Below are 24910 nucleotides of genomic sequence, written 5' to 3' on the forward strand. Positions count from 1 at the left end.
GCTGCCCCGGCGAAAACTCCTACTGATTGAATCGGAGTTCGTGCCGCCGAGCCGGAGGGACCCCCGATGCCGCACCCCCTGTCGTACGACGAAGCCGACCACGACGCCCGACGGGCCCGGCAGTGGCTGGCCGGGCGGGCCCGGGGCGCGGGCGTGCCCCGCCCCCGCCTGCTGGAGCTGGGCACGGCGATGACCGCCCTGGCCGCCGCCGCGGGCGAACGCGAGCCGGTCGCGGTGACGGCCGACCCGGTCGGCGCCGACCCCGGGCGGGACGCCACCGGGCGGGACGCCACCGGGCCGGGCATGGTCAAGCCGCTGCCGGACCGGCTGTTCACCCGGCACGACACCAACGCCGAGATGCGCTGGGAGGCGATGGCCGGGCAGGGGTACGTCGTGCCCACCGACCGGTTCTTCGTCCGCAACCACACGGCCACCCCGCTGATCGACCCCGACACGTGGCGGCTGAGCCTGTTCGGCGACGGCCTGCGCGGCACACCGACCCGGGACCGGCCGGTCGAGTTCGGCTACGACGACCTGCGCCGGCTGCCCGCCGAGCGGGTCACCGCGCTGGTCGAGTGCGCCGGCAACGGCCGCCGGTTCTTCGCCGGGCAGCAGGACGGGCCCTCCCCCGGGGTCGCGTGGGGCCTGGGCGGTGTCGGGGTGGCGCACTGGCGGGGCGTGCGGCTGTCCACCGTCCTGCGTCGGGCCGGGCTGACGGGCGCGGCGGTCGACGTGATGCCGGAAGGGCTGGACCCGGAGTACGTCACCGGCGGGGTGAACCTGGGCCGGGTCCGCCGGCCGCTGCCGATCGGCAAGGCCCTCGACGACGTGCTGCTGGCGTACGAGATGAACGGCGAGCCGCTGACGCCGGACCACGGCTTCCCGGTGCGGGTGGTGGTGCCGGGCTGGATCGGCATCTCCTCGGTCAAGTGGGTCGGCCCGGTGGAGGTGTCGGCCACCCCGCTGTTCTCGCCGTGGAACACCCAGCTCTACCGCATGTTCGGCCCCGGCCACCCGGACGGCGGCGGGGAACTGGGCCCCCAGTCGGTGAAGAGCGCCTTCGAGCTGCCCTGGGACGCCCGGGTCCCGGCCGGCGCGGAGGTACTGCTGCGCGGCCGGTCCTGGTCGGGCGGGGGCCCGATCCGATCGGTGCAGGTGCACACCGGCGACGACGGCTGGCGACCGGCCGACCTGGTCGCCGAGGACGCGGGCGGGCCGTGGCAGCGGTGGACGGTGCGCTGGCTGCCAGCGAAGCCGGGGCCGGCGACACTGCGGGCGCGGGCCACCGACGCCACCGGGGCCGGCCAGCCGGAACGGGCCCGGCACAACGACCTCGGGTACCTCTTCGACGGCGTCGTCCGGCACCCGGTCACGGTCTGCTGATCCTGTCGTCGGCGGGGACCGGCAGCCGGTCCCCGCCGACGACACGTCACACCGACACGCCCCGGAACAGCAACACGGCGAGCCCGAGCGCGAGCAGGAGGTTGAACACAGTGGCGCCCTCGACGCGCCGGCAGCGCCGGTCAGCGGGGCGTCGGCGCGTCCTCGGCGGCGGTGCCGAGGTAGCCGCTGGCCTGGAGGTCGAACAGCTCACGGTAGAGCCCGTCGGCGGCGATCAGCTCGTCGTGCGTGCCGCGCTGGACCAGCCTGCCGCGCTCCATCACGAAGATCTGGTCGGCGTGCCGGACGTTGGCCAGCCGGTGGGTGATCAGCACGACCGCCCGGTCGGGACGGCGGCGCAGGTGCTGGAAGAGGGAGTGCTCGGCCCGGGCGTCCAGCGCCGCCGACGGCTCGTCACAGATCAGCAGCGGGGCGTCCCGGTACAGGCCACGGGCGGCGACGAGGCGCTGCCACTGGCCGCCGGAGAGGTCGTGGCCGTCCTTGAACTCGCGGTCCAGCAGGGTGTCGTACCCGAACGGCAGGTCCGTGATCATGTCGTGGGCGGCGGCGGCCCGGGCGGCGTCCTGCACACTCGGCCCCCCGGCGGCCCGGTTGTGCCGGCCGACGCGGATGTTCTGGCCGGCGGTGAACGGGAACTTCCACCAGTCCTGGGTGAGTACCGCGACGTGCGCGCCGGTCTGGCGGGGGTCGAGCTCGGCGGTGTCCACGTTGTCCCAGCGGATCACCCCGCCGGTGGGCCGGTACAGGCCGGCGATGAGCTTGGCCAGGGTGGACTTTCCCGAGCCGTTCTCGCCTACCAGGGCGACCACCTGTCCCCGGTGGACGGTCAGGCTCACCTCGTCGACGGCCGGGCTGTCGGTATCCGGGTAGCGCAGGCTGACCCCGTCCAGCTCGATGGCGTCGAAGCCGTCGATCGGCTGGTCGCCGCTGGGGCCGATCCGGCTGAGGGCCCGGTCCAGGAAGTCCCGGTAGTCCTGGTAGTAGAGGGCGTCCTCGTAGAGCGCGTTGGTGGCGAAAACCGCGATTCCGAGGTTGGAGCGCGCGGACTGGAGAGCGATCAGCGCGGTCGCGGCGGCGGCGAGCGCCACCATGCCGGTCAGGAGCAGGCCGGCGAGGACGGCGTACACGCCGAAGGTGGCCAGGCCGGCGGCGGACGTGCCGAGCACCCGGGTCCGGGTCTGGGTGCGGACCAGGCGCAGGTGGGCGCGCGTCTCGGTGGCCATCATCCGCCGGTACTCGCCGAGCAGGAAGTCCCGCATCTGGTACGCCCGGACCTCGGCGGCGGTGTGCCGGTTGGCCATCAGGTTGGCCAGCATCGACATTCGACGGCGCCGGTTGATCCTGGCCAGCATCTCCAGGTACTGCCTCCGGGCGATCTTCACCGCGGTCGCCGCCTCGGGCACCGCGGCGAGCAGCAGGCAGGGCAGCAGCAGCGGCTGGATCACGGTGACCGCCGCCGCGGTGGCCAGCACCCCGACCACGCCGGTGATCAGGTTGACGGTGTGGTCGACGATCCAGGCCGCCTCGGTCACCCCGCGCTCCCGGGCCCGGTCCATCTCCTCGGCGAACCCGGCGTCGTCGAACGCGGCCAGGTCGACGGCCGTGGTGGCCTCGAACAGTCGCAGCTCGACCTGATAGTTGATCTGCGGGGTGAGCCGGGCCTGCGCCCAACCGGCGGCGATGGTGAGCCCGCCCTTGGCCAGCACGGCGGCGGCGGTCAGCGCCAGGGCCGGCAGGGCCCCCCGGATCCGGTCCGGCGTGGGGCCGGCCGCGAACAGTTCGCGCAGCACGCCGGTCGTGGCCAGCAGGCCGAGGGTGGTCATCGCCCCGGCGGCGACGTTCAGCCCGATGGACGCGGCGGTGTCCCGGCGACTGGTCGCCCAGGCCAGGGCGATCGCCTCGCGGACCAGCCGGGGCAACCGACGGGCCACCGCCCAGAAGCTGGTGTGGGCGAAATCGTTCGCGTGGTGCATCCACGCCCGGTCCTCCAGCTCGGGCAGGGCCGACGCCTCGACGCCGTCGGCCGACGAGCCCTCGGCCGGGGCGACTGGATCAACCGGGGCGACGGGGTCGATGGGCGGGGTCTGGTCGGGCGCTCGGCGTTGGCGGACGGCTTTCTCCACGGCCCCTCCCGGAGAGCTGGCGCCGACCGCCCGCTACGGTCGACAGCCACGGGGAGCCTACGGTCCGCGATGCTACGGTGTCCCCCCGTCATCGGCGTGTCGTACACGTGTCGCACCGCATTTCTCCGACGCCGGACCGTAATCGCCTCCCGTTCGCCGCGTCGGACGCGCATTCTGGCGAGGAGGTGGCCTGGCCGCGCTGAGCACCGTGGCACGCCGGATCCTGCACGGCATCCGGCGTCCCGACGCGGCGTCCGACCCGGACGAACCGCACCCCGACCAATGACCGACCCCCGGCTCAGGGCGCCCGGGCGCCCTGGAAGGAACGGCTGACGAATGTCCTCCAGCACCTGGCGGCGCGTGATCGTGCTGCTGGCCCTAGCGCTGTCCGCGTTCACCTTCAACACCACCGAAAACCTGCCGATCGGCCTGCTCTCGCTGATCTCCGACGACCTCGACGTGTCGCTGTCCTCGGTCGGCTACCTCGTCACCTGGTACGGCCTCACCGTGGCCGTGATCTCGCTGCCGTTCGCGCACGTGAGCCGCGGGTGGCCCCGGCGGTACGTGCTCAGCGGCGTGCTGGCCGTCATGGTGGTGGCGACCCTGGTGTCGGTGCTGGCCGACGCGTACTGGGTCCTGCTCACCGCCCGGGTGGCCACGGCGCTGGCCCAGGCGCTGTTCTGGGCGGTGCTGGCCCCGGTTGCGGTGGGGCTGTTCTCCCCCGCCGTGCGGGGTCGGGTGATCGCGGTGATGTCGGTGGGCGGCTCGCTGGCCACCGTGCTCGGCGTGCCGGCCGGCACCTGGTTGGGTCAGCAGGGCGGTTGGCGTGCGCCGTTCCTGACGCTGACCGCCCTGGGGGTGGTCGCGCTGGTGGTGATCGCGGTGCTGCTGCCGACGACCCGGCCGGAGGACAGCCACGGCGCGTACGGCTCCGCCCCGCACACCGGCCGCTTCGTCATCGTCCTGGCCACCACCGCCGTCTCGGTGACCGGCATGTTCGCCGGGTTCACCTATGTGGAGCGGTTCCTCACCACCGTGACCGGCGTCGCCTCGGAGAGGGTGAGCGTGATGCTGTTCGTCTTCGGTCTGGCCGGCATCGCCGGGGTGAGCGGGATCGGCCAGCTTCTCGACCGGTTCCCGCACGGTTCACTCGTGCTGACGGTGGGGTTGCAGGCGGTCGCGCTGACCGGGCTGTACCTGTTCGCCGACGTCAAGGCCGCCGTGATCGGCCTGCTAGCCCTGCTCGGCGCCTCCGCGGCTCCGGTGTTCATGGCCACCCAGGCGCGCATCCTCCAGGTCGCTCCGGGGCGGACCGAGCTGGGCTTCGCGGCGAACTCGGCGGCGTTCAACGTGGGCATCGCGGGCGGCGCGCTGATCGGCGGCGTCGCGCTGTCCGCGGTGGACACCCGGGGCACGTTCCTGGTCGGCGCGGTGCTGACCTTCGTGTCGCTGGCGATCGCGCTCGCCGAGCGGCTGCTCCCGGGCGAGGCCACCCCGGGCGGGACCAGCCCGGCGCAGGCCGTTCCGGCGCAGTCGAATCCGGCACCGCCGACGCCTGAACGGGCCGCCGAGGCATCCTGAGCGGGCGGCGGACCACCCGGGGGCGTGCCACGTCGGCCGCCGGGCCCCACCCCGGCGGGCCGCCAGGGGTAGGGTCCGGCCCTCCCTGCGGAAACGACGGCCGGCCGTCGCGGCGGGGCCGCCGCGACGGCCGGCGAAGGGCTAGGTCAGCCGGTGGGACGGGAACCCAGCCGTGGCGCGAGCGCTGGCGGGGCCCCGTCCGCTCCGGTCAGCTGGCGGTCAGGGTGACGTCGTCGACGACGAAGCTGGTCTGCAGCGAGAAGTCCTCGACGCCGGTGAACTTCAGGGTGACGGTCTGCCCGGCGTACGCGGCGGCGTTGAAGGTGCGCTGTACGTAGCCGGTGGCCTTGTTGAGGTTCGAGTACGTCGCCAGCGTGGTGCTGCCGACCTGGACGGTGAGCTTGTCGTACGCCGTGGAGGTGGTGGTCTCGGCGGTGTCGATGTGCAGCCAGAACGACAGCGTGTACGTGGCGCAGCCGGCCGGGACGGTCAGCGACTGGGACAGCGTCTCCGTGTTGGTGGTGCCGCTCCCGTTGAGCCACGCCTTGTAGGAGCCGGTGCGGGCGGCCTGGCTGGTGGAGTTGGTGATCACGCCGGAGGACGCGGTCCAGACGGTGGCCCCGCTCTCGAAGCTGGAGTTGCCGACCACCTGGCCGCCGGCGCAGCCGCCGGTGCCGGTCACCGTGATGCTGTAGGTGGCGGTGCGGGTCGCCGACCCGGTGCCGGTGACCGTGATGGTGTACGTGCCGGTGGCCGCCGTCGAGGAGGCCGCGACGGTCATCGTGGACGAGCCGCCGGAGGTGACCGACGACGGGCTGAACGACACGGTCACCCCGCTGGGCGCGCCGGAGGCGGACAGGGCGACGGTCTGGGCGCTGCCGGAGGTGGTGGCGGTGGAGACCGTGGCGGTGGTGGAGGCGCCCTGGGCGACGCTGCCGGAGGTCGGGCTGACCGCGACGGAGAAGTCGTTGGTCGGGGTGCCGCCGCCGACCGCCTGGTCCCAGATCGCGTACGCGATGCCGTCGGCGCTGCGGTTGAGCCCGGTGGCGTTGACGTTGCTGGTGGTGTCGCAGGACGCGTGGTAGCAGGGGTCGTACGAGGCGTTGGCCGTGCCGCCCCACTTGGTGGCCTGCGCGCTGGTCTTTCGGGCGCTGGCCCCCATCGCGTAACCGGAGGTGGGGATGCCGGCCTGTTGGAACGAGTAGTCGTCGGAGCGGCCCTGGCCCTCGACGTTCTCCTCCGGCGCCAAGCCCAGCGAGTCCCAGTACGCCTTGAGCGGCGCGGCGGTGGTGGAGGTCACCCGGTTGATGAAGTAGCCGCCGTTGGTGGAGGCGACCATGTCGAAGTTGTAGTACCCCTTGATGTAGCCCTTCTGGGTGGCGCTGAGCGAGTTGACGTAGAACTTCGAGCCCTGCAGGCCCTGCTCCTCGCCGTTCCACCAGGCGAACCGGACCCGCTTGGTCATGGTCGGGTTCTGCTGGGCCAGCACGAGGGCGTTCTCCAGCAGGATCGAGGAGCCGGAGCCGTTGTCGTTCATGCCGGGGCCGGCGGAGACGCCGTCGAGGTGGGAGCCGAACATGACCACCTGGTCGGCCGGCGCGGTGCCGGGCCACTCGGCGATGACGTTGTTGCCCGGGTACGTGCAGCTCGTGCAGTTCTGCTCGGTGACGGTGTAGCCGGCGGCCTGGAGCTTGCTCTTGACGTAGCTGACCGAGGCGGTGTAGCCGGCCGAGCCGGCCCGGCGGTGGCCGCTGTTGCTGGTGGCGATGCTCTGGAGCTGGGTCAGGTGGGCCTGGACGTTGGTCACGGAGATGTCCGGGGCGGCCAGCGCGGCGAGCGCCGGGGCGGGGGCGGCGGGGGCGGCGGCGGCTGGCAGCGTCGCCGTCGACGCCGTCAGCGCGACGGCGGCGGCGAGCGCGATGCCCGCGGTCAACGTGGTGCGTCTCATGATGCTCCTCGGTGCAGGTCGGGGGTTCGTGCACCTGGGCGTGACCGGACCCCGCGCGCGGGGGTGGCGGCGGGGTCCGGCGGCGTCCGGAGGGGCGCCGCGACGTTCGTTCCAGGGAAGCAAACACTGACATGTGTCTATCCCCTGGTCAATATCCATTACGGTCATACTCCGCACCGATTCCCCGATCGCGGCGCGGCGTCGGAGCTGCCCGCCGACGGCGGGTCGCGCGGCTCGGGGCGGTCAGGCGGTCGCGGCGGCGGCGGCGCGTCCGGCGGCCCGGCCGGAGAAGAGGCAGCCGCCGAGGAAGGTGCCCTCCAGAGAGTTGTAGCCGTGCATGCCCCCGCCGCCGAAGCCGGCCGCCTCGCCGGCCGCGTACACGCCTGGCAGCGGCTGCCCGTCGGCCCGCAGCACCCGGCCGTCCAGGTCGGTGTGCAGGCCGCCGAGGGTCTTGCGGGTGAGGATGTTGAGCCGGACGGCGATCAGCGGGCCGGCCGCCGGGTCCAGCAGCCGGTGCGGCGGGGCCACCCGGATCAGCCGGTCGCCCCGGTACGCCCGCGCGCCCCGGACCGCGGTGATCTGGGCGTCCTTGCCGAACGGGTTGGCGATCGCCCGGTCCCGGGCCTCGACGGTCCGGCGCACCTGCGCGACGTCCAGGGCGGGGCCGCCGTCCGGGGCGACGAGGTCGTTCATGCCGGCGACCAGGGCCTCCAGGGTGTCGGCGACGACGAAGTCCTCGCCGTGCTCCAGGAACGCCGCCACCGGCGCGGGGGTGCCCGCGCGGGCCCGGTCGACCACCTGCCGGATGCTGCGGTTGGTCAGGTCCGGGTTCTGCTCCGAGCCGGAGAGCGCGAACTCCTTGGCGATGATCTTCTTGGTGAGCAGGAACCAGCTGTGGTCGTGGCCGGTGGCGCGCAGGTGGCGCAGCGTGGCGAGGGTGTCGAAGCCGGGGAACAGCGGCGCCGGCAGGCGCCGGCCGGTGGCGTCCAGCCACAGCGAGGACGGCCCCGGCAGGATCCGGATCCCGTGCTGCGGCCAGATCGGGTCCCAGTTGCGCAGCCCCTCGACGTAGTGCCACATCCGGTCGGGATTGATCACCTGCCCGCCGGCGGCCTCGGTGATGCCGATCATCCGCCCGTCGACGTACGCCGGGACGCCGGAGACCATCCGCTTCGGCGGACTGCCGAGCCGGGCCGGCCAGGCCGCCCGGACCAGGTCGTGGTCGCCGCCGATGCCGCCCGAGGTGACGACGACGGCCTGCGCCGCGTACTCGAACTCGCCGGCCTCGACCCGGGAGCTGGGCGCGCCGCGCGGGGCGTCGCTGGGCTCCAGCACCGCCCCGCGCACCCCGGTGACCGCGCCGCCGGTGGTGACCAGTCCGTCGACGCGGTGCCGGAAGCACAGCCACACCCGGCCGGCGTCCACCGCGGCGCGCAGCCGGCGGGCGAACGGCTCGACCACCCCGGGGCCGGTGCCCCAGGTGACGTGGAACCGGGGCACCGAGTTGCCATGCCCGTCGGCTGCGCCGCCGCCCCGCTCGGCCCAGCCGACGACCGGGAAGATCCGGTGGCCCATCGACCGCAGCCAGGCCCGCTTCTCCCCCGCCGCGAAGTGCACGTACGCCTCGGCCCACCGGCGCGGCCAGTGGTCCTCCGCCCGGTCGAACGCGGCGCTGCCCAGCCAGTCCTGCCAGGCCAGCTCCACGCAGTCGCGGACGCCCATCCGCCGCTGCTCGGGCGAGTCGACCAGGAACAGCCCGCCGAACGACCACCACGCCTGCCCGCCGAGGTTCTGCTCCGGCTCCTGGTCCAGCAGCAGCACCGTCCGGCCGGCGTCGGCCGCCTCGGTGGCGGCGACCAGGCCCGCCAGTCCGGCCCCGACAACGATCACATCCGCGTCCATGCCGGAACCCTACGAACCATGGTGCCAAAATCGGTGGTACGCCGGCGCAGGATCGGCCCCGGCATTTGTCATCCTGGTGACAAGGATTGCGGCTGTGCGCGCCGCGGATCGGGAAGGCAGGCAACCGTGGCGGACACCCTGGAAGAGCTGGAGCCCCGCCTCGCCGGGCTCCCCCGGCACGTCGGCGAGCACCTGCGGGCGGTCCGGCCGCTGCTGCACGAGGAGACCCTCGACAGCGTCCGGGCCACCATGCGGGCCCAGGGCCGCTCGCTGACCGGCGGGCAGGGCCGGGGCCTCGCCCTGGGCGTGGAGACCGCCGTCGACGCGTTCGTGGCGGCCGTCGCCGACCCCGGCCGGCCCCTCGCCGACACCCGGCGGGTCTTCCACGACCTCGGCCGCACCGAGTACCAGGAGGGGCACCGCGTCGACGCGCTGCGCTCGGTGCTCACCGTCGGCGCCCGGGCCCTCTGGGCGTTCCTGGTCGCGCCCGAGCGGCCGGACCGGCTCGCCGCCGACGAGCTGTACCTCATCGCCGCCGCCCTGTTCGGCTACACCGACACCCTCGCCGGGGCCGCCGCCGAGGGCTACCTCGACGAGCAGCGGGACGCCGCCCACGACTGGATCGTGGTCCGCCGCCGGCTGATCACCCTGCTCGTCCAGCCGGACCCGCCCGGCGACGCCGCGCTGCACGCCGCCGCCGAGGCCGCCCGGTGGCCGCTGCCCGGCACCGTCGCCGTGGTCAGCGTCGACGGCACCGACGACGAGCACCTCGCCCGCGCGCTCGGCGGCGGCGCGGTGGCCACGGTCATCGATGACGTGGTCCGGATCGTGCTGCCCGACCCGGGCGCCCCGGGCCGCCTCGCCCACCTGCGCCGGGCGCTGACCGGCCGGCGGGCGGCCCTCGGCCCGACCGTTCCGCTGCGGCAGGCCCGCACGTCGTACCGGCTGTCCCGGCGGGCGCTGCGCCTGCAACGGGACGGCGTGCTGCCCGCCGACGGCGTGCTGGACTGCGACGCGCACCTGCTCACCCTGCTCACCGCCTGGGAGCCGGGGCTGACCGACCGGCTCGTCGCGCGGGCGCTGGCGCCGCTGGCCCCGCTCGGGCCGGCCGCCCGGCGGGCCCTCGCCGACACGCTCGCCGCCTGGCTGGACACCCAGGGCCAGGTGGTCGAGACCGCCCGGCTCCTGCACACCCACCCGCAGACCGTCCGGTACCGGCTGCGCCGGCTGCGCGAGCGGTACGGCGCGCAGCTCGACGACCCGGACGCCCGGCTCGCCCTGCACCTCGCGCTGCGTCACCACCTGGGCCGCCGCCCCTGACCACCCATGTCTGTGACCCGGGGTCGATCACCCGGACCCGCGCCCGGCCGGGGGTGGCCTTGGGGAAGGTCGGCTGCCCGACCGGGGTGGCCTTGGAAGGTCGGCCAACCCGACCGGGCAGCCGGCGAGGCCCAGCCCGGCCGCGATCTGCCGGGCATGGCCTCGCCGCATGGCCTGCCGGGCCGGGTCAGCGGGCCGGGGCGAGCAGTGCCTCGACCTCGGCCGTGGTGGCCGGATGCGCGGCGAGCAGAGCCACCACCTCCGGATCGACCGCCGTCCCGGGCCCGGCCGCCGGATCGCCGACCCGCCACTCGCCTTGGCAGCCGAGCAGGTCGGCCACGGCGTCGCAGGCCGCCGGGTGGCCGATGAGCAGGTCGACCACCGGCCCGGCCGGGGCGGACGCCGGCGCGGCGGCGGGCGATGCCACCGGTCGGGCCGCCCACGGCGGCATCCAGGCGTCCAGGGCGGGCAGCGCGGCGGGGAACGTCCGGCCGGCCTCGCGGACCAACGTCGGCACCAGCTCGCCCGCCTGGTCGCGCAGGGTGGTGATCAGGGTCGGCAGCCAGGGCAGCAGCACCGGGTCGGGCAGCCGGGCGAACGCCGTGGACATCAGCTCGACCACGAACGGCGCAAGGCCGGGCACCGGCTCCAGGGCCTGCACGAACCCGCTGAGGTACTGCGGGAACGCCGGCACCACCAGCGGGTTGGCCAGCAGCTCCACGGCGCGGGCCCGCAGCTCGGCCAGCGGCAGCAGGCCGAGCTGGTGCTGGGCTGCCCAGTGCAGCGCCACCCGGGCCGGCGCCTCCGGCCGGGACTGCCGCACGGCCAGTTCGAGCTGGGCCCGGTCGCAGCCGAGCGCCAGCGCGAGGCTCTCCATGCTGAACAGGAAGCCCAGCATGGCGGCCACCTGTCGGACCCCCGCCTCCGCGTCGACGAACGCGGTGGGCAGCAGGGTGCAGTAGTGGGCGTACCCGGTGGTGACGAAGGCCGCGCACCAGGCCGGCAGGTCCGGCTCGGTGGCCCGGTAGTGGGCCAGCAGCCGGCGGATGCGGCGCAGCACCTCCGGGGCCTCGTCGACGGTCCGCTCGGCGGCGAGCAGCTCCACCGCGCGGGCGCCCAGCTCGTTGACGAGCCGGCGGCCATCGAGCAGCATGATCGCGTCCTCGACCGCCTCCAGCGCGACCGCCGCGGTGGCCTGCGGCCCCCACGCCCGGCGGCGCAGCCGCTGCTCGAGGACCTGCTCGACGGTGACGCCCTCGTAGCCCAGCTCGATCAGCCCGCGCTGGTGCCGGCCGAGCGCCAGATCCCAGCTCTCCTGCACCGAGCGCTCCCCCAGCCGCCGCTCGCCCATGATGGGGCGGACCGCGTCGCGGGGCAGCAGGTGGCGCAGCCGCCACAGCAGGTCGGAGCAGGGCACCACGGCCGGCTGGCCGGCGAGGTCCAGCAGGGCCCGCTGGATGGTGCGCTTGTCCAGGTCGAGCCCGAGCGGGGCAAGCCGGTCGAGCACGTCGCGGGCCAACGGCGGCAACGCGTCGTAGCCGACCTGGCCGATCCGGTCGCCGCCGAGCAGGATCTCGCAGAGCCGGCGGACGTCCCGCCGGCCCGGCACCACGTCCTTCTCGATGCAGGTCACCGCCGCGTCGGCGAAGTCGTACGGGGTGGGGCGGGCCCGGTTGCGCAGCCCGGCGAGCAGGATCGACGTCTCGAACACGGCGATCGCGTCGGCGGTGCTGGCCAGGTACCCGTTGCGCCGGGCCAGCCGGACGATGTCCACGCACCAGCCGCGCAGCTCCGCCTCGTCGAGGTCGTCGAGGGCCGGCGGGCGGGCCAGGAAGCCCGACAGCCGGTCGGTCACCGGCTCGTCGGCCACCGCGACCGGGGTGGCTGCCTTGCGGGAGCGTCCCTTCGCCGGTTTTCCGCCCAGCTGGCCGGCGAGCCGGAACGGCGCCGCGCCCGAGCGGGACACCGCCTTTGCCCAGGTGGCGGCGGCGATGGACACCGAGCCGGGTGCCAGCCCGAACTGCGCCTCGATCGCCGAGTGGCTGGACGGGATCAGCCCGTACAGCCAGCGGGTGGCGGTGCGCGGGCTGATCTCGTACGGGGCCGCGTCGGGGCCGGTGCCGAACTGCGCGACGGGGCTGGCGGCGTGGAACGCGCCGCAGACGTACAGGCAGTCGGCCGGGTCGGCACCGGAGGCGGCGAGGTGCTCCCGCATCCGGGTCCACATGTAGCGCTCGCGCTCCTCGTCGCGGTCGAGCCGCTCGGCGTCGGCCGGGCGCAGCCGCCGGAACAGGCTGCCGATCAGCACCATCACCTGGCGGTACGTCTCGTGGTCCGCGCCGACCAGGGGCTGCTCGACGTACTGGTCCCACCACTCCGACCAGTGCCGCACCTTGCCGTGGTGCAGCAGGTACGCCTCCAGCTCGGCGAAGCGGGGCCGCAGGTCGCCGATCTCCACGCCGACGGCGTCGCCGTGCAGCGCCGCCTCCTCCTCGTGGGTCGCCGTCGCCTCCGGCGGCGTCCCGTCGGCGGGGCCGCCCGCCTCGCCCTCACCCTCGACAGGGTGCCGCGGCGACCACTGGAACACGTGGTCGACCGAGCGGTCCACCAGCACCAGCTCCACGCCGGGGGTCTCCAGCGCGTACGCGATGGCCTGGTACTCCGCCGACGCCTCGGTGATCGGGGCGACGACGCTCAGCGGTGCCCAGTCGACGGGGAACCCGTCGAGCTTCGAGGCGAACGCCTGCACCGCCACCGGCAGCCGGCAGTTGCGCAGCTCCCCCAGCAGGGGTTGCAGGTCCTCGCACAGCTCCAGGTAGATGACCTTCGGCCGCTTCGCGCGCAGCCGGCGCACCATGGCCAGCGCGGAGGCCGGCGAGTGGTGGCAGACCGGGAAGATCTCCAGCCGCTCGCCGAGCGCCCGGTCGACGTCGTCGATCATCCCGGTGAGGATGTCGGCGAACGCCCCCGGGCTGTCGGCGAACGCCTCGGCGGCGTCGGTGAGCTGGCCGCGCAGCCCCCGGAACGCGCCGGACGCTGCGGCGGCGGCGACCGGGGACCGGCCCCCGGCGGGCCCGGTGGCGTCGGCCGACGATCCGGCCGGTGCGATCGCGCCGGGGGGCGGTGCTGGGGTCGCGCCGGGCGGCGCGGTCGTCGGGCCGGTCACGACAGGTTGGCGATCGCCTGGCGGCCACCGTCGAGGAAGCCCTCCCAGGAGCCGCCGTCCTTCTTGGCCCGGGGCTCCACGACGCCGTGCAGGTACTTGTTGAAGATGGCCAGGTCCTCCGGGCTGCGTCGGGCCAGCGAGCCGACCAGCGAGCTGGCGAGGGTCTCGGCGCTCAGGGTGCGGTCGCCGAAGAACTGGCTGTGCAGGATCGCGTCCTCCAGCACGCCGATCTGCTCGGCGGTGGACAGCGCCGACTCCAGCTTCTCGTCGTCGCTGGTGGCCGAGGCGGCGGCGGCCCGCAGGTCGGCGAAGCTCTGCAGCAGGATGTCCAGCAGGGTGGGCGGGACGTCCAACTCGATGTTGTGCCGGCGCAGCAGCTCCTCGGTGCGGAACCGGACGATCTCCGCCTCGCTGCGCTTGTTGGTCACCACGGGGATGCGGACGAAGTTGAACCGCCGCTTCAGCGCCGAGGACAGGTCGTTGACGCCCCGGTCCCGGCTGTTGGCGGTCGCGATGATGGAGAAGCCGGGCTTGGCGAAGACGATGTTGTCGTCGTCCAGCTCGGGGATGGAGACGTACTTCTCGGACAGGATGGAGATCAGCGCGTCCTGCACGTCGCTGGTGGAGCGGGTCAGCTCCTCGAACCGGCCGATCACCCCCTGTTCCATCGCGGTCATGATCGGCGAGGGGATCATCGAATCCCGGGACTGCCCCTTGGCGATCACCATGGAGACGTTCCACGAGTACTTGATGTGGTCCTCGGTGGTGCCGGCGGTGCCCTGCACGACGAGGGTGGAGTTGCCGCAGATCGCGGCGGCGAGCAGCTCGGCCAGCCAGCTCTTGCCGGTGCCCGGGTCGCCGATCAGCAGCAGGCCCCGGTCGGAGGCGAGGGTGACGATGGCCCGCTCGACGAAGCTGCGGTCGCCGAACCACTTCTGGGCGACCTCCCGGTCGAGCCCGTCGGCCCGCTCGGAGCCGAGCACGAACAGCCGCACCATGCGGGGGCTCAGCCGCCAGGAGAACGGCTTCGGGTCGGTGTCGACCGACTCCAGCCAGGCCAGCTCCTCGGCGAACTTGACCTCGACGGGGGCGCGCAACATCTCGGACATGTCAGGGGTCTCCTAGGTGAGGAAGTTCTTGAGCTCGAAGACGAGTTTGCGGATGTGCCCGGAGATGACCGGGGTGCCCAGGTCCTTGAGGCGCTGGCGGAACCAGGGGTTGACGATCTGGCTGCCGGAGCTGTTGACCGAGCCGACCGGGATGAACTTGACCCCGGAGCGGTGCACCGCCTCGATGCCGTCGAACAGCGGCTGCGAGCGGTCGAACTCGTAGAAGTCCGAGATCCAGACCAGCACGGTGTTGCGGGGCTCTACGATCTTGGGACGGGCCATGGCCATCGCCACCGGCCCGTCGTTGCCGCCGCCGAGCTTGGTGCGCAGCAGCACCTCGAACGGGTCGTGCACCCACGGGGTCAGGTCCAGCGCCCGGGTGTCGTACGCGATGAGGTGCACGTCCACCTTGGGCAGCCCGGCGAAGATGGACGCCAGGATGGTGCAGTTGACCATCGAGTCGACCATCGAGCCGGACTGGTCGACCACCACGATCAGCCGGGCCGGGGTGGTGCGCCGGGCGGTCTGCCGGTAGTAGAGCTTGTCGACGTAGAGGCGCTGGTCCTCCGGGCTCCAGTTGGTGAGGTTCTTCCAGATCGTGCGGTCCAGGTCCAGGTTGCGGAACACCCGCTTCGGCGGCACCGACCGGTCGATCGTGCCGACGCTGGTCTGCTCGACCTGGGTGCGCAGCACCTCGGCGACCTCGTCGACGTACCGGCGGATCAGCGCCTTGGCGTTGGCCAGCGCCACCCCGGACAGGTTGGACTTGTCCCGCAGCAGCTGCTCGATCAGCGACATGCTCGGGGTGAGCTTCGCGGCCAGCTTCGGGTCGGCGAGCACCTCGCGCAGGTGCATCCGGCGCACCAGGTCGCCCTCCAGGCCGGCCAGCACGCCGCCCAGCCCGCCGCCGGCCCCGGCCTGCCGGCGCAGCTCACCCGGCTCGCAGCCGAGCGCCCGCTCGAACCAGCCGGCGTCGGACTGCCACCGGGCGAGCTGGCTGGCGCTGACGCTGCTCCCGCCGGTGGCGAAGACGTTGAGCAGCAGCTTGGACACCAGCGCCGCCCGCCGCACCTCGGCCTGCCCCGCGTCCCCGGCCGCCGGGGACGCGGGAGTCGAACCCGCCGACGACGGCACCGTGCCCGGCCCGCCCGTCGGCGGTTGGGTCGCGGTGGCGGGGGTGAGCAGGCCGTCCAGCTCGGCGGCGAGGTCGGGGAAGCGCTGGACCACGGTGTCGACGGACACCGACGGGTCCAGCAGCGCGGCCGGCAGGCCGAGGTCGTCGACTACGGCCACGCTCGCCGCCTCCAGGGACGGCTGCTCCTCGGCGGGATCGAAGAGCTGGGCCAGCAGCCGCCAGTAGAGCACCTGCCGACGGTTGGCGTCGGGGTTCACCTGCGCGCCTCCTCCGGGCGCCTCGGGGATCGCGCTCATCGGCGCAGCAGCCGTCCGGCGCGTTCCCGCAGCACGGCGACGGAGTCGCCGGCCTTCGCCTCGGCCTTGGCGACTTTCGGGTCGGTGGGGCCCTGCGCCCAGTCGCCGGTGTGCACGGCGACGGTGGCCCGCTTGACCGTGGCCTGCACGGCGAGCGGCTGAACCGTCCACCGGCCGTCCCAGCGCAGCAGCCCCAGGCAGGCCGTCGAGGCGGCGACCAGGGCCGGGGTGAGCGGGCCGCAGGCCGGCAGCCGGTCGACGTCCACCGCGACGCGTTCCCCGTCGACGGTGAACCGGAGGCCGCCGTCCTCGCCGGTGTCGACGGCGTACCCCTCCAGCAGCACCGGCTCGGCGACGGCGACCGGGTGCCGGCGAAGCGGCGGGACCGGCGCGGCGACCGCGGTGGGCAGCAGCACCCGGGCGGTGGCGAACGGGTCGGCCGGCTCGCCGGGGCGGGCCTGCCCGTCGCGCCACCACAGGTCGCCGCCGGACAGCGGAAGGTCGGTCACCTCCAGACTGCGGTGCTCGGCGAGCGCGCCCAGCAGGACCGGGTGGTCGGTGAGCAGCCGCCACAGCGCCGGCCCGACGATGGTGTCGACCTTGGCGGCGGCGACGCCGGTGCGCACGAGGCGGGCCGGGCCGCCGTCGGCCGGTTCGAGGACGGCGTGTGCCTGCACCTGGACGGCGGTGGCGTGCTCGTGCACGTCGACGCCGAGCACCAGCAGCCGCCCGGAGACGGTCTCGACGCCGGCGGCGGACGGGTCGGGGACGCCGGCGGCCTCCTGGGCGAGCAGCACGGCGCGGGCCCACAGGTCGGCCCAGCGGCGGGCCGGCACCGCGGGCATCGTGGCGACCGGGCAGGACGCGCGCAGCTCGGCGGCCAGGCCGTCGAGGAGGACGCCCAGCCGACGCAGCGCCGGGACGGCGAGGGTCGCCTCGACCGGCCGGCTGCCGGCCGCGACCAGGTCATGGTCGACGCCGCGCCAGCCGGTGATGGCCAGCTCGGTCAGCCAGGACCGGGCGGCGGACAGCGGGGCCACCGCCTCGGCGGGCAGCGGGCCGGCGGGCGGGGTCGGCTGCGCGGCGCGGTCCCGGCCGAGGGCGGCGTCGGCCCCGGCGAGCAGGGCGTCGTGCGCCGCGCCGAGCAGGGCGGTGCGCGCCCCGGCCAGGGCGGCCAGGTGCTCGTCGGCCAGCGACCCGGCGGTGAGCTTGGCGACCGCCTCGGCGACCCGGTCGCCGAGCGGGGTGGCGGACAGGGCGGCGGCGAGGTCACCGAGCGCGGCGGCCTGTGCCTCGCCCACCCGGGCCAGGCCGGCGACGAGCGCGTCGTCGAGGCCGGCGACCAGGTCCAGGGCCGGGGCGAGACCGGCCGGCGCGGCGTCACGCAGCGCGGCGAGCTGGGCCCCGCGCATCAGCGACCCGCCCCGGTCGCCGGGAACCACTGCAGCTCGGGCAGCGGGCCGTCGGCCGCGGGGAGTTCCAGGTAGGCCAGGTGGCGCAGGAACCGGCTGAACACCACCGCCGCCGGGGTCGGCTCGTGGTGGCCGTCGAGCCGGCGGGCCAGGTCGGCTCCGGTCTGCACCCCGCCGGTGACGTCGATGCGCAGGTACCGGCCGACGCGCTCGACGCCGTACTGGAGGACGGCCTCGTCAAGGAGCGCGTACAGGTGCTTGCAGGGCGCGCCGCGCAGGCCGCCGCAGGGCCGGTTGTTGTTGGTGGAGCAGTTGAACCCGTGGCTGCCGGCCGAGATCGAGGAGACGTAGACCCGCTCGATGTCGGAACCGCTGGACACCACCCCCTGCAACCGGCCGTCCGCCAGCTCGACGAAGGGAACCTTCGCCAGCTTGCGGGGACGCACCGCGGGCAGCACCGGCGCGAGGCCGCGCCGCTCCCACGGGACGTGCTCCGTCTCCAGCACCTGCGACCTCCGCACCCGGTACGCCCGCAGGCACACCGACTCCGCGCCGACGACGGGCCGGCGCACGACAAAAGGGGGGACGGGCGCGACGACCCGCCGGAACCGGGGCCACCGGGGCGCCCGTCCTGAGAAAGATCTTGCCTCAGGGGTACGACAGGAAACGCCGCCCCCCCGGGGCAGGATCGGCGTGCCGGCGCGGACCTGCACACCCTGCACCCAGGCGCGGTGCCGACCCCGCCCGCCGGGGGCATCGCCCGGGTGGCCTGAGCCGGCCCGGGGTGCGACACGTCCCGGCTGGTGGCAATCTGGCCCGGGCGGGCCGGCACGCACAGTACGGTGACGGCCGCACAACGGTTGAGCGGGTGCGGGAGGAGAGCCGGGAAATGGCCGAGGAGATCACCACCACCGACGAGTGGCGGGCGCTGGCGGCGCACGCGGAGAAGGCCCGGGACGCGCACCTGCGCGACCTGTTCGCCGCCGACCCGGACCGGGGTGAACGCCTCGCCGGTGAGGTGGCGGACCTGCACGTCGACTGGAGCAAGAACCTCGTCACCGACGAGACGCTCACCCTGCTCGCCGCCCTGGCGCGGCGGGCCAGGCTGACCGACCGGATCGCCGCGATGTTCTCCGGCGCGCGCATCAACGCCACGGAGGACCGGGCGGTCCTGCACACCGCGCTGCGCCGGCCCCGGGACGCCTCGCTGAGCGTGGACGGCCGGGACGTGGTGGCCGACGTGCACGAGGTGCTGGACCGGATGGCCGCGTTCGCCGACCGGGTCCGCTCCGGGCAGTGGGTCGGGCACACCGGCGGGCGGATCCGCACGGTGGTCAACATCGGCATCGGCGGCTCCGACCTCGGGCCGGTCATGGCGTACGAGGCGCTGAAGGGGTACCGGGACGCCGGGATCTCCTGCCGGTTCGTCTCCAACATCGACCCCACCGACATCGCCGAGGCCACCGCCGACCTGGACCCGGCGAGCACCCTGTTCGTGGTGGTGTCGAAGACGTTCTCCACCCAGGAGACCCTGGCCAACGCCCGGCAGGCGCGCGACTGGCTGCTGGCCGGCCTCGGCGGCGACGACTCGGCCGTGGCCCGGCACTTCGTCGCGGTGAGCACCAACGCCGACCGGGTGCGGGACTTCGGCATCGACCCGGAGAACATGTTCGGCTTCTGGGACTGGGTGGGCGGCCGGTACTCGCTGCCCTCGGCCGTCGGGCTGTCGGTGATGCTGGCGGTCGGGCCGGAGCGCTTCCGCGAGCTGCTGGGCGGGTACCACGCCGTCGACGAGCACTTCCGGACGACGCCGGTGGAACGCAACGTGCCGGCGCTGCTCGGGCTGCTCAACGTGTGGTACACGAACTTCCTCGGCGCGCAGACCCACGCGGTGCTGCCGTACTCGCAGTACCTGAACCGGTTCCCGGCGTACCTGCAGCAGCTCACCATGGAGAGCAACGGCAAGTCGGTGACCCTGGACGGCACCGCGGTGTCGTACGACACCGGGGAGATCTTCTGGGGCGAGCCGGGCACCAACGGCCAGCACGCCTTCTACCAGCTCATCCACCAGGGCACCCGGCTGGTGCCGGCGGACTTCATCGGGTTCAGCCGCCCCCGGCACGACCTGGACGACATGCACGACCTGTTCATGTCGAACTTCTTCGCGCAGACCGCCGCGCTGGCCTTCGGCCGGACCCGGGAGCAGGTCGAGGCGGAGGGCACCCCGGCCGAGCTGGTGCCGCACAAGGTGATGCCGGGCAACCACCCGACCACCTCGATCACCGCCGCCGAGCTGACCCCGGCGGTGCTCGGCCAGCTCATCGCGCTGTACGAGCACATCGTGTTCACCGAGGGCGCGATCTGGGACATCAACCCGTTCGACCAGTGGGGCGTGGAGCTGGGCAAGGTGATGGCCAACCAGCTCGCGCCGCTGCTCACCGGGGACGAGGCCGACCTGTCCGGGCTGGACTCGTCCACCCGCGCCCTGATCGCCCGGTACCGGGCGCAGCGGCACGCCGCCGGCTGACCCGTACCGACCGCGCCGAGCCGGCCGACGCCCCCGTGGCGTCGGCCGGCTCGTCCCGTTCCCGGCCCGTTCGCGCAGGTAACACGGCTCCGCGCTGACTTTTGTCACCCCGACCCGTGTAACACGCATTCGACTTCGTGACTTAGTGCACTGGGGTCGGGTGGGTCCCTCCCACGAGACTCGGTGCATCGCCGGAGAACGGAACCGGCCGGGATCGCGGAGGGGGCCACGGTGGACGAGCGCTACGACAACTACTGCGCCGCTGACCGGCTCTTCTACGACTCGCTCGGCAGCGCGGTCGCGCAGCCGGCCTTCGCCGCCGCCGAGCGGGACGTGCCGGCGGGCTGGCGCCGCGAGCCGCTCGACGACTGGCTGATCCACGCCCCGGAGGGCGGCTCGCTGCCGCAGCAGGGCTGGAAGATCCACGTGTCGGCCACCCTGGCCAACGCCGAGCGGGTGCTCGACGCCGTGTGGGCGTACTGCGTGCCGCGCGGCCTGTCGTTCAAGTTCCTGCGCGGCCCGCGCACCCTGCTGCTGCGCAACTCCAAGTACGCGTCCCGCTCGGCCAGCGGCAAGTTCGTCACCATCTACCCCCGGGACACCGCCGAGCTGGAGCTGGCCTGCAAGGAGCTCGACGCGCTGCTCACCGGGGAGGCCGGGCCGTACATCCTCAGCGACCTGCGCTACGGCGCCGGCCCGGTGCACGTGCGCTACGGCGGCTTCGCCCGCCGCTACTGTCTCTCCCCGGACGGGCAGGTGGTCCCCGCGATCGCCGACGGCGCCGGCACGCTGGTGCCCGACCGCCGCGACCCGGTGTTCCACCTGCCGGACTGGGTCACCCTGCCGGACTTCCTCGCCCCGCACCTGGCCGCCCGAGGCGCCACCAGCACCACCGAGGTGCCGTACCGGATCGAGAAGGTCATCCACTTCTCCAACGGCGGGGGCCTGTACGTGGGCCGGGACCTGCGCACCGACACCGAGGTGGTGCTCAAGGAGGCCCGCCCGCACGCCGGCCTGGACGCCGACGGCGTCGACGCGGTGGCCCGGCTGGAACGGGAGGCCGCTGCCCTGCGCCGGCTCGCCGACCTGCCCCAGGTGCCCGCCGTGCACGACGAGTTCACCCTCGGCGAGCACCGCTTCCTGGCCCTGGAGTTCATCGAGGGCCGGGCGCTGAACAAGGTCGTCGTCGACCGGTACCCGCTGATCGACGCCGACGCCACCGAGGCCGACCGGGCGGCGTACGCCGACTGGGCGCGGGACGTCCTGACGCAGGTCGAGGCGATCGTCGCCGCGATCCACGAGCGCGGCCTGGTCTACGGCGACCTGCACCTGTTCAACATCATGGTCCGCCCCGACGACCGGGTGGCGCTGGTCGACTTCGAGGTCGCCGCCCCGATCGAGGGGCACCGCCGGCCAGGGCTGCGCAACCAGGGGTTCGCCGCCCCCGGCGACCGGACCGGCCCGGCGGTCGACCGGTACGCCCTGGCCTGCCTGCGCCTGGCGCTGTTCCTCCCGCTGACCCAGCTCGTCCGGATCGCCCCGGACAAGGCCGCGCACCTGGCCGAGGTGATCGCCGAGAGCTTCCCGGTCCCCCGACCGTGGCTGGCCGAGGCGGTCGCCGAGATCACCGGGACCGCCGCGCCCGGCCCAGAGGCCTCCGGGACCGAAGCCGGGGCCGCCGGGATCAAAGCCGAAGCCGCCGGCTCGCCCGCCGCCGACCCGCACCGGTACGACCTCGACGGCGACTGGCCCGACGTACGACGGCGGATCGCCACCGCCATCCTCGCCAGCGCCACCCCCGACCGCGACGACCGGCTCTTCCCCGGCGACATCGCGCAGTTCCACACCGGCGGGCTCAACCTCGCCCACGGCGCCGCCGGGGTGCTGCACGCCCTGGCCGTCAGCGGCGCGGGCCGCCGACCCGAGCACGAGGACTGGCTGGTGCGGCGGGCCACCGCCCCCGCGTCCGGCACCCGGCTGGGCTTCTACGACGGCCTGCACGGGGTGGCGTACGCGCTGGAGCACCTGGACCGCCGGTCCGACGCCCTCGACGTGCTCGACATCTGCCTGCGCCAACCCTGGGCCGAGCTGGACCTGAGCCTGGCCAGCGGCCTGTCCGGGATCGCCCTGAACCTCGCCGAGCTGGCCGGGCGCACCGGGGAGACCGGGCTGCGCGACGCCGCCGACAAGGTGACGGCGGTCGTCGTCGAACGGCTCGCCGACGACCCCGGCCCGGACATCAGCGGCGGGCGCAACCCGTACGCGGGCCTGCTGCGCGGTCGTACCGGGCCGGCGCTGCTGCTGCTACGGCTGCACGAGCTGACCGGCGACCCAGCCCTGCTGGACCACGCGGCCACCGCGCTGCGCCAGGACCTGCGCCGGTGTGCGGTGCGCCCGAACGGCGCGCTGGAGGTCAACGAGGGCTGGCGGACCATGCCGTACCTGGGGCAGGGCAGCGTCGGCATCGGGCTGGTGCTGGACCAGTACCTGCGCCACCGCGCCGACGAGCGGTTCGCCGAGGCGAGCGCCGGAGTACGCCGGGCAGCCCGGTCCCCGTTCTACGCCCAGTCCGGCCTCTTCGCCGGGCGGGCCGGGATCATCGCGTACCTGGCCACCCTGACCGACGACCCACGGCAGCGCCGCGAACTGGACGCGCAGTTGCGCCGGCTCGCCTGGCACGCCCTGCCGTACGGCGGCGGCACCGCCTTCCCCGGCGAGCAGCTCCTGCGGCTGTCCATGGACCTGGGCACCGGCTCCGCCGGGGTGCTGCTCGCGCTGGCCGCCGCGCGGCACGACGAGCCGGTGACCCTGCCCTTCCTCGCGCCGCTGGCCGGCGCGCCGAGACTCCCTCGCACCGGCGAGGGCGACCCTGACCGCACGCACCACGGAAGGAGGTGATTCGACATGGCGCTCCTGGACCTCCAGGGCCTCGAGATGGCCCCGGCCGACCGCACCGGCGGCGGCTCCAGCGCGAGCCTGCTGCTCTGCGGCGACAGCTCGCTCTCCATCACCACCTGCAACTGACCACACCGACCGCACCACGGAAGGAGGTGAATCGACATGGCGCTCCTGGACCTCCAGGGCCTCGAGATGGCCCCGGCCGACCGCACCGGCGGCGGCTCCAGCGCGAGCCTGCTGCTCTGCGGCGACAGCTCGCTCTCCATCACCACCTGCAACTGACCGGGTCGATCCGCGGCGCCCCGGGTGGACCTAACGAGTCCACCCGGGGCCGCCCGCCGTTCGAGGGGGAACCGATGCGTACGGGCGACGGGCTGTTGCGCCGGGTGGTCCGCGACGCCGGGGGGTGGACGGCCGCACTGGCCGCGGTCACGCTGACCGGCGCCGTCGCCGAGCTGCTGCTGCCGGCGGTGCTCGGCCTCGCCGTCGACGCGGCGCTGACCGGCGGCACCCGGTGGTGGCCGGCCGCCGCCTGCGCCCTGGTCGTCGTCCTGGTCGCCACCGACACCCTCGGCGACCTGGCCAGCGGGTACGGCGCCGCCCGCGCCACCGCCCGGATCCGGGAGCGCCTGCTGCGGCACCTGTTCGCCCTCGACGTGCGCACCGCCCACCGGCACCCGGTCGGGGACCTGGTCGGCCGGCTGGTCGGGCAGGCCGCCGACGCCGGCCAGGCCGGCACCGCTGTCGTGCTCGGCGCGATCGCGATGCTGCCCCCGCTCGGCAGCGTTGTCGCGCTCACCCTGATCGAGCCGGTGCTCGGGGCCACCCTGCTCGCCGGGCTCGTGCTGCTGGCCGGCCTGATGCGCGCGTTCGTCACCGACGCCTCGGCGGCCACGGCCGGCTACCAGAAGGCTCTGAACTCGATCGCCGGCCGGCTCCTGGAGTCCCTGGCCGGCGCCCGGACCATCGCCGCCGCCGCGACCTGCAGCCGGGAGGAGGAGCGGATTCTCGCCGCGCTGCCGGAGCTTCGCGGGTACGGCCGGCGCGGCTGGGAGCTGCTGGCCCGGGCCAGCGCCCGCACCGCCGCCGTGGCGCCGCTGCTGCAACTGAGCGTGGTCGCCGTCGGCGGGTACGCGCTGGCCGCCGGCTGGCTCACCCCCGGCCAGCTCGTCTCGGCGGTCCGCTACGCGGCCACCGGCGCCGGGCTGGGCGCGGTGCTGGCCACCCTGAACCGCCTGGTGCGCAGCCGCTCCGGAGCCGCCCGGGTCGCCGAACTGCTGGCGTACCCGGTGCCCGCCGACGGCGACCGGCCGCTGCCGCCGGGCCGTGGGGCGCTGCGGCTGAGTTCGGTGAGCGTGTACGCCGACGACGGCCGGCCCGTCCTCGACGGCGTCGACCTGACCGTCCCCGCCGGGGCCACGGTGGCCGTGGTCGGACCGTCCGGTGCCGGCAAGTCCACCCTCGCCGCCGTCGCCGGACGGCTGCACGACCCGGACGCCGGCGAGGTGCGCCTGGACGGGGTGCCGCTGCCCCGGCTGCGCCCGGACGCCCTGCGCCGGGCCGTCGGGTACGCCTTCGACCGGCCGGCGCTGGTCGGCGCGACCGTGCACGACGCGATCGGGCTGGCCCTGCCCCCGGACGGGGCCGCGCCACCGGCCGACGGCTCCCCGGCCACCCCCGCCGTACGGCGGGCCGCCGAGGCCGCGGCGGTCGCCGACGTCGTCGACCGGCTGCCGGCGGGCTTCCGCACCCCGCTGGCCGATACGCCGCTGTCCGGCGGCGAGGCCCAGCGGCTCGGGCTGGCCCGGGCCTTCGCCGTGGCCGACCGGCTGCTGATCCTCGACGACGCCACGTCCAGCCTGGACACCGTCACCGAGCACCGGATCGCCCGGGCGGTGGCGGGCCAGCCGGGCGAGCGGACCCGGCTGGTGGTCACCCACCGGGTCGCCACGGCGGCGGCGGCCGACCTGGTCGCCTGGCTCGACGGCGGCCGGCTGCGCGCCCTCGCCCCGCACCGGCGGCTCTGGGCGGACCCGGCCTACCGGGCGGTCTTCCGCGCCGACGGGCACGGCGGATGAGCCGCCGGAGACTC

At 74.8% G+C, this 24910-nt stretch carries 16 protein-coding genes; 8 read left to right on the plus strand and 8 right to left on the minus strand.

Annotated elements, in window-relative coordinates:
• Positions 1-66: 66 nt before the first annotated feature.
• On the plus strand, positions 67-1383 hold the full coding sequence (locus OG617_RS32130) for a sulfite oxidase (RefSeq protein WP_405096633.1): 1317 nt from the start codon (positions 67-69) through the stop codon (positions 1381-1383).
• A gap of 140 nt (positions 1384-1523) precedes the next feature.
• Here the strand turns inward: OG617_RS32130 and OG617_RS32135 are convergent, their stop codons facing one another.
• Positions 1524-3524, minus strand: a complete 2001-nt coding sequence (locus OG617_RS32135) for an ABC transporter ATP-binding protein (protein ID WP_405096634.1) — start codon at positions 3522-3524, stop codon at positions 1524-1526.
• 336 nt (positions 3525-3860) lie between these two features.
• On the opposite strand from OG617_RS32135, the gene OG617_RS32140 reads away from it, so the two are divergent.
• Positions 3861-5105 (plus strand): MFS transporter, encoded by a 1245-nt coding sequence (locus OG617_RS32140; protein WP_405096635.1) that lies wholly within the window; start codon positions 3861-3863, stop codon positions 5103-5105.
• A 208-nt stretch (positions 5106-5313) separates the two neighbouring features.
• Here OG617_RS32140 and OG617_RS32145 read toward each other — a convergent pair whose 3' ends face one another.
• The gene (locus tag OG617_RS32145) at positions 5314-7053 is read right to left on the minus strand and encodes a M28 family peptidase (RefSeq protein WP_405096636.1); all 1740 of its coding nucleotides are present in this window, start codon (positions 7051-7053) and stop codon (positions 5314-5316) included.
• A 243-nt stretch (positions 7054-7296) separates the two neighbouring features.
• Positions 7297-8955 (minus strand): FAD-binding dehydrogenase, encoded by a 1659-nt coding sequence (locus tag OG617_RS32150; protein ID WP_405096637.1) that lies wholly within the window; start codon positions 8953-8955, stop codon positions 7297-7299.
• A gap of 126 nt (positions 8956-9081) precedes the next feature.
• Between OG617_RS32150 and OG617_RS32155 the strand changes: the two genes are divergently transcribed.
• Positions 9082-10275 (plus strand): helix-turn-helix domain-containing protein, encoded by a 1194-nt coding sequence (locus tag OG617_RS32155; protein WP_405096638.1) that lies wholly within the window; start codon positions 9082-9084, stop codon positions 10273-10275.
• Positions 10276-10462: 187 nt separating this feature from the next.
• Here the strand turns inward: OG617_RS32155 and OG617_RS32160 are convergent, their stop codons facing one another.
• The 5 genes from OG617_RS32160 to OG617_RS32180 all read right to left on the minus strand — a co-directional run bounded on the left by OG617_RS32160 (position 10463) and on the right by OG617_RS32180 (position 17851).
• Positions 10463-13291 (minus strand): hypothetical protein, encoded by a 2829-nt coding sequence (locus OG617_RS32160; protein WP_405104031.1) that lies wholly within the window; start codon positions 13289-13291, stop codon positions 10463-10465.
• Between the two features lie 146 nt (positions 13292-13437).
• Positions 13438-14550 carry an AAA family ATPase gene (locus OG617_RS32165; RefSeq protein WP_405096639.1) on the minus strand — a complete coding sequence of 371 codons (1113 nt, stop codon included), beginning with the start codon at positions 14548-14550 and terminating at the stop codon, positions 13438-13440.
• Positions 14551-14562: 12 nt separating this feature from the next.
• Complete coding sequence (locus tag OG617_RS32170; protein WP_405096640.1) at positions 14563-15981, minus strand: VWA domain-containing protein; 1419 nt, start codon at positions 15979-15981, stop codon at positions 14563-14565.
• Positions 15978-17393 carry a hypothetical protein gene (locus OG617_RS32175; protein ID WP_405096641.1) on the minus strand — a complete coding sequence of 472 codons (1416 nt, stop codon included), beginning with the start codon at positions 17391-17393 and terminating at the stop codon, positions 15978-15980. Before OG617_RS32175 ends, OG617_RS32170 begins: the two co-directional genes overlap by 4 nt.
• Positions 17393-17851 (minus strand): hypothetical protein, encoded by a 459-nt coding sequence (locus OG617_RS32180; RefSeq protein ID WP_405104032.1) that lies wholly within the window; start codon positions 17849-17851, stop codon positions 17393-17395. The genes OG617_RS32175 and OG617_RS32180 overlap by 1 nt, the downstream gene beginning before the upstream one ends.
• Before the next feature lie 431 nt (positions 17852-18282).
• On the opposite strand from OG617_RS32180, the gene pgi reads away from it, so the two are divergent.
• From pgi to OG617_RS32205, 5 genes are all read left to right on the plus strand, one after another.
• A complete protein-coding gene (gene pgi, locus OG617_RS32185) occupies positions 18283-19920 on the plus strand; it encodes a glucose-6-phosphate isomerase (protein WP_405104033.1) in 1638 nt (545 codons plus the stop codon).
• Between the two features lie 183 nt (positions 19921-20103).
• On the plus strand, positions 20104-22818 hold the full coding sequence (gene lanKC, locus OG617_RS32190; RefSeq protein WP_405096642.1) for a class III lanthionine synthetase LanKC: 2715 nt from the start codon (positions 20104-20106) through the stop codon (positions 22816-22818).
• Positions 22819-22824: 6 nt separating this feature from the next.
• On the plus strand, positions 22825-22944 hold the full coding sequence (locus OG617_RS32195) for a SapB/AmfS family lanthipeptide (protein ID WP_117669281.1): 120 nt from the start codon (positions 22825-22827) through the stop codon (positions 22942-22944).
• Between the two features lie 36 nt (positions 22945-22980).
• The gene (locus OG617_RS32200; RefSeq protein WP_117669281.1) at positions 22981-23100 is read left to right on the plus strand and encodes a SapB/AmfS family lanthipeptide; all 120 of its coding nucleotides are present in this window, start codon (positions 22981-22983) and stop codon (positions 23098-23100) included.
• Between the two features lie 74 nt (positions 23101-23174).
• Positions 23175-24896, plus strand: coding sequence for an ABC transporter ATP-binding protein (locus tag OG617_RS32205; protein ID WP_405096643.1), 1722 nt, complete (start codon positions 23175-23177; stop codon positions 24894-24896).
• Positions 24897-24910 lie beyond the last annotated feature (14 nt).

It is taken from the genome of Micromonospora sp. NBC_01412 (assembly GCF_045040215.1).
Lineage (GTDB): Bacteria > Actinomycetota > Actinomycetes > Mycobacteriales > Micromonosporaceae > Micromonospora > Micromonospora rubida.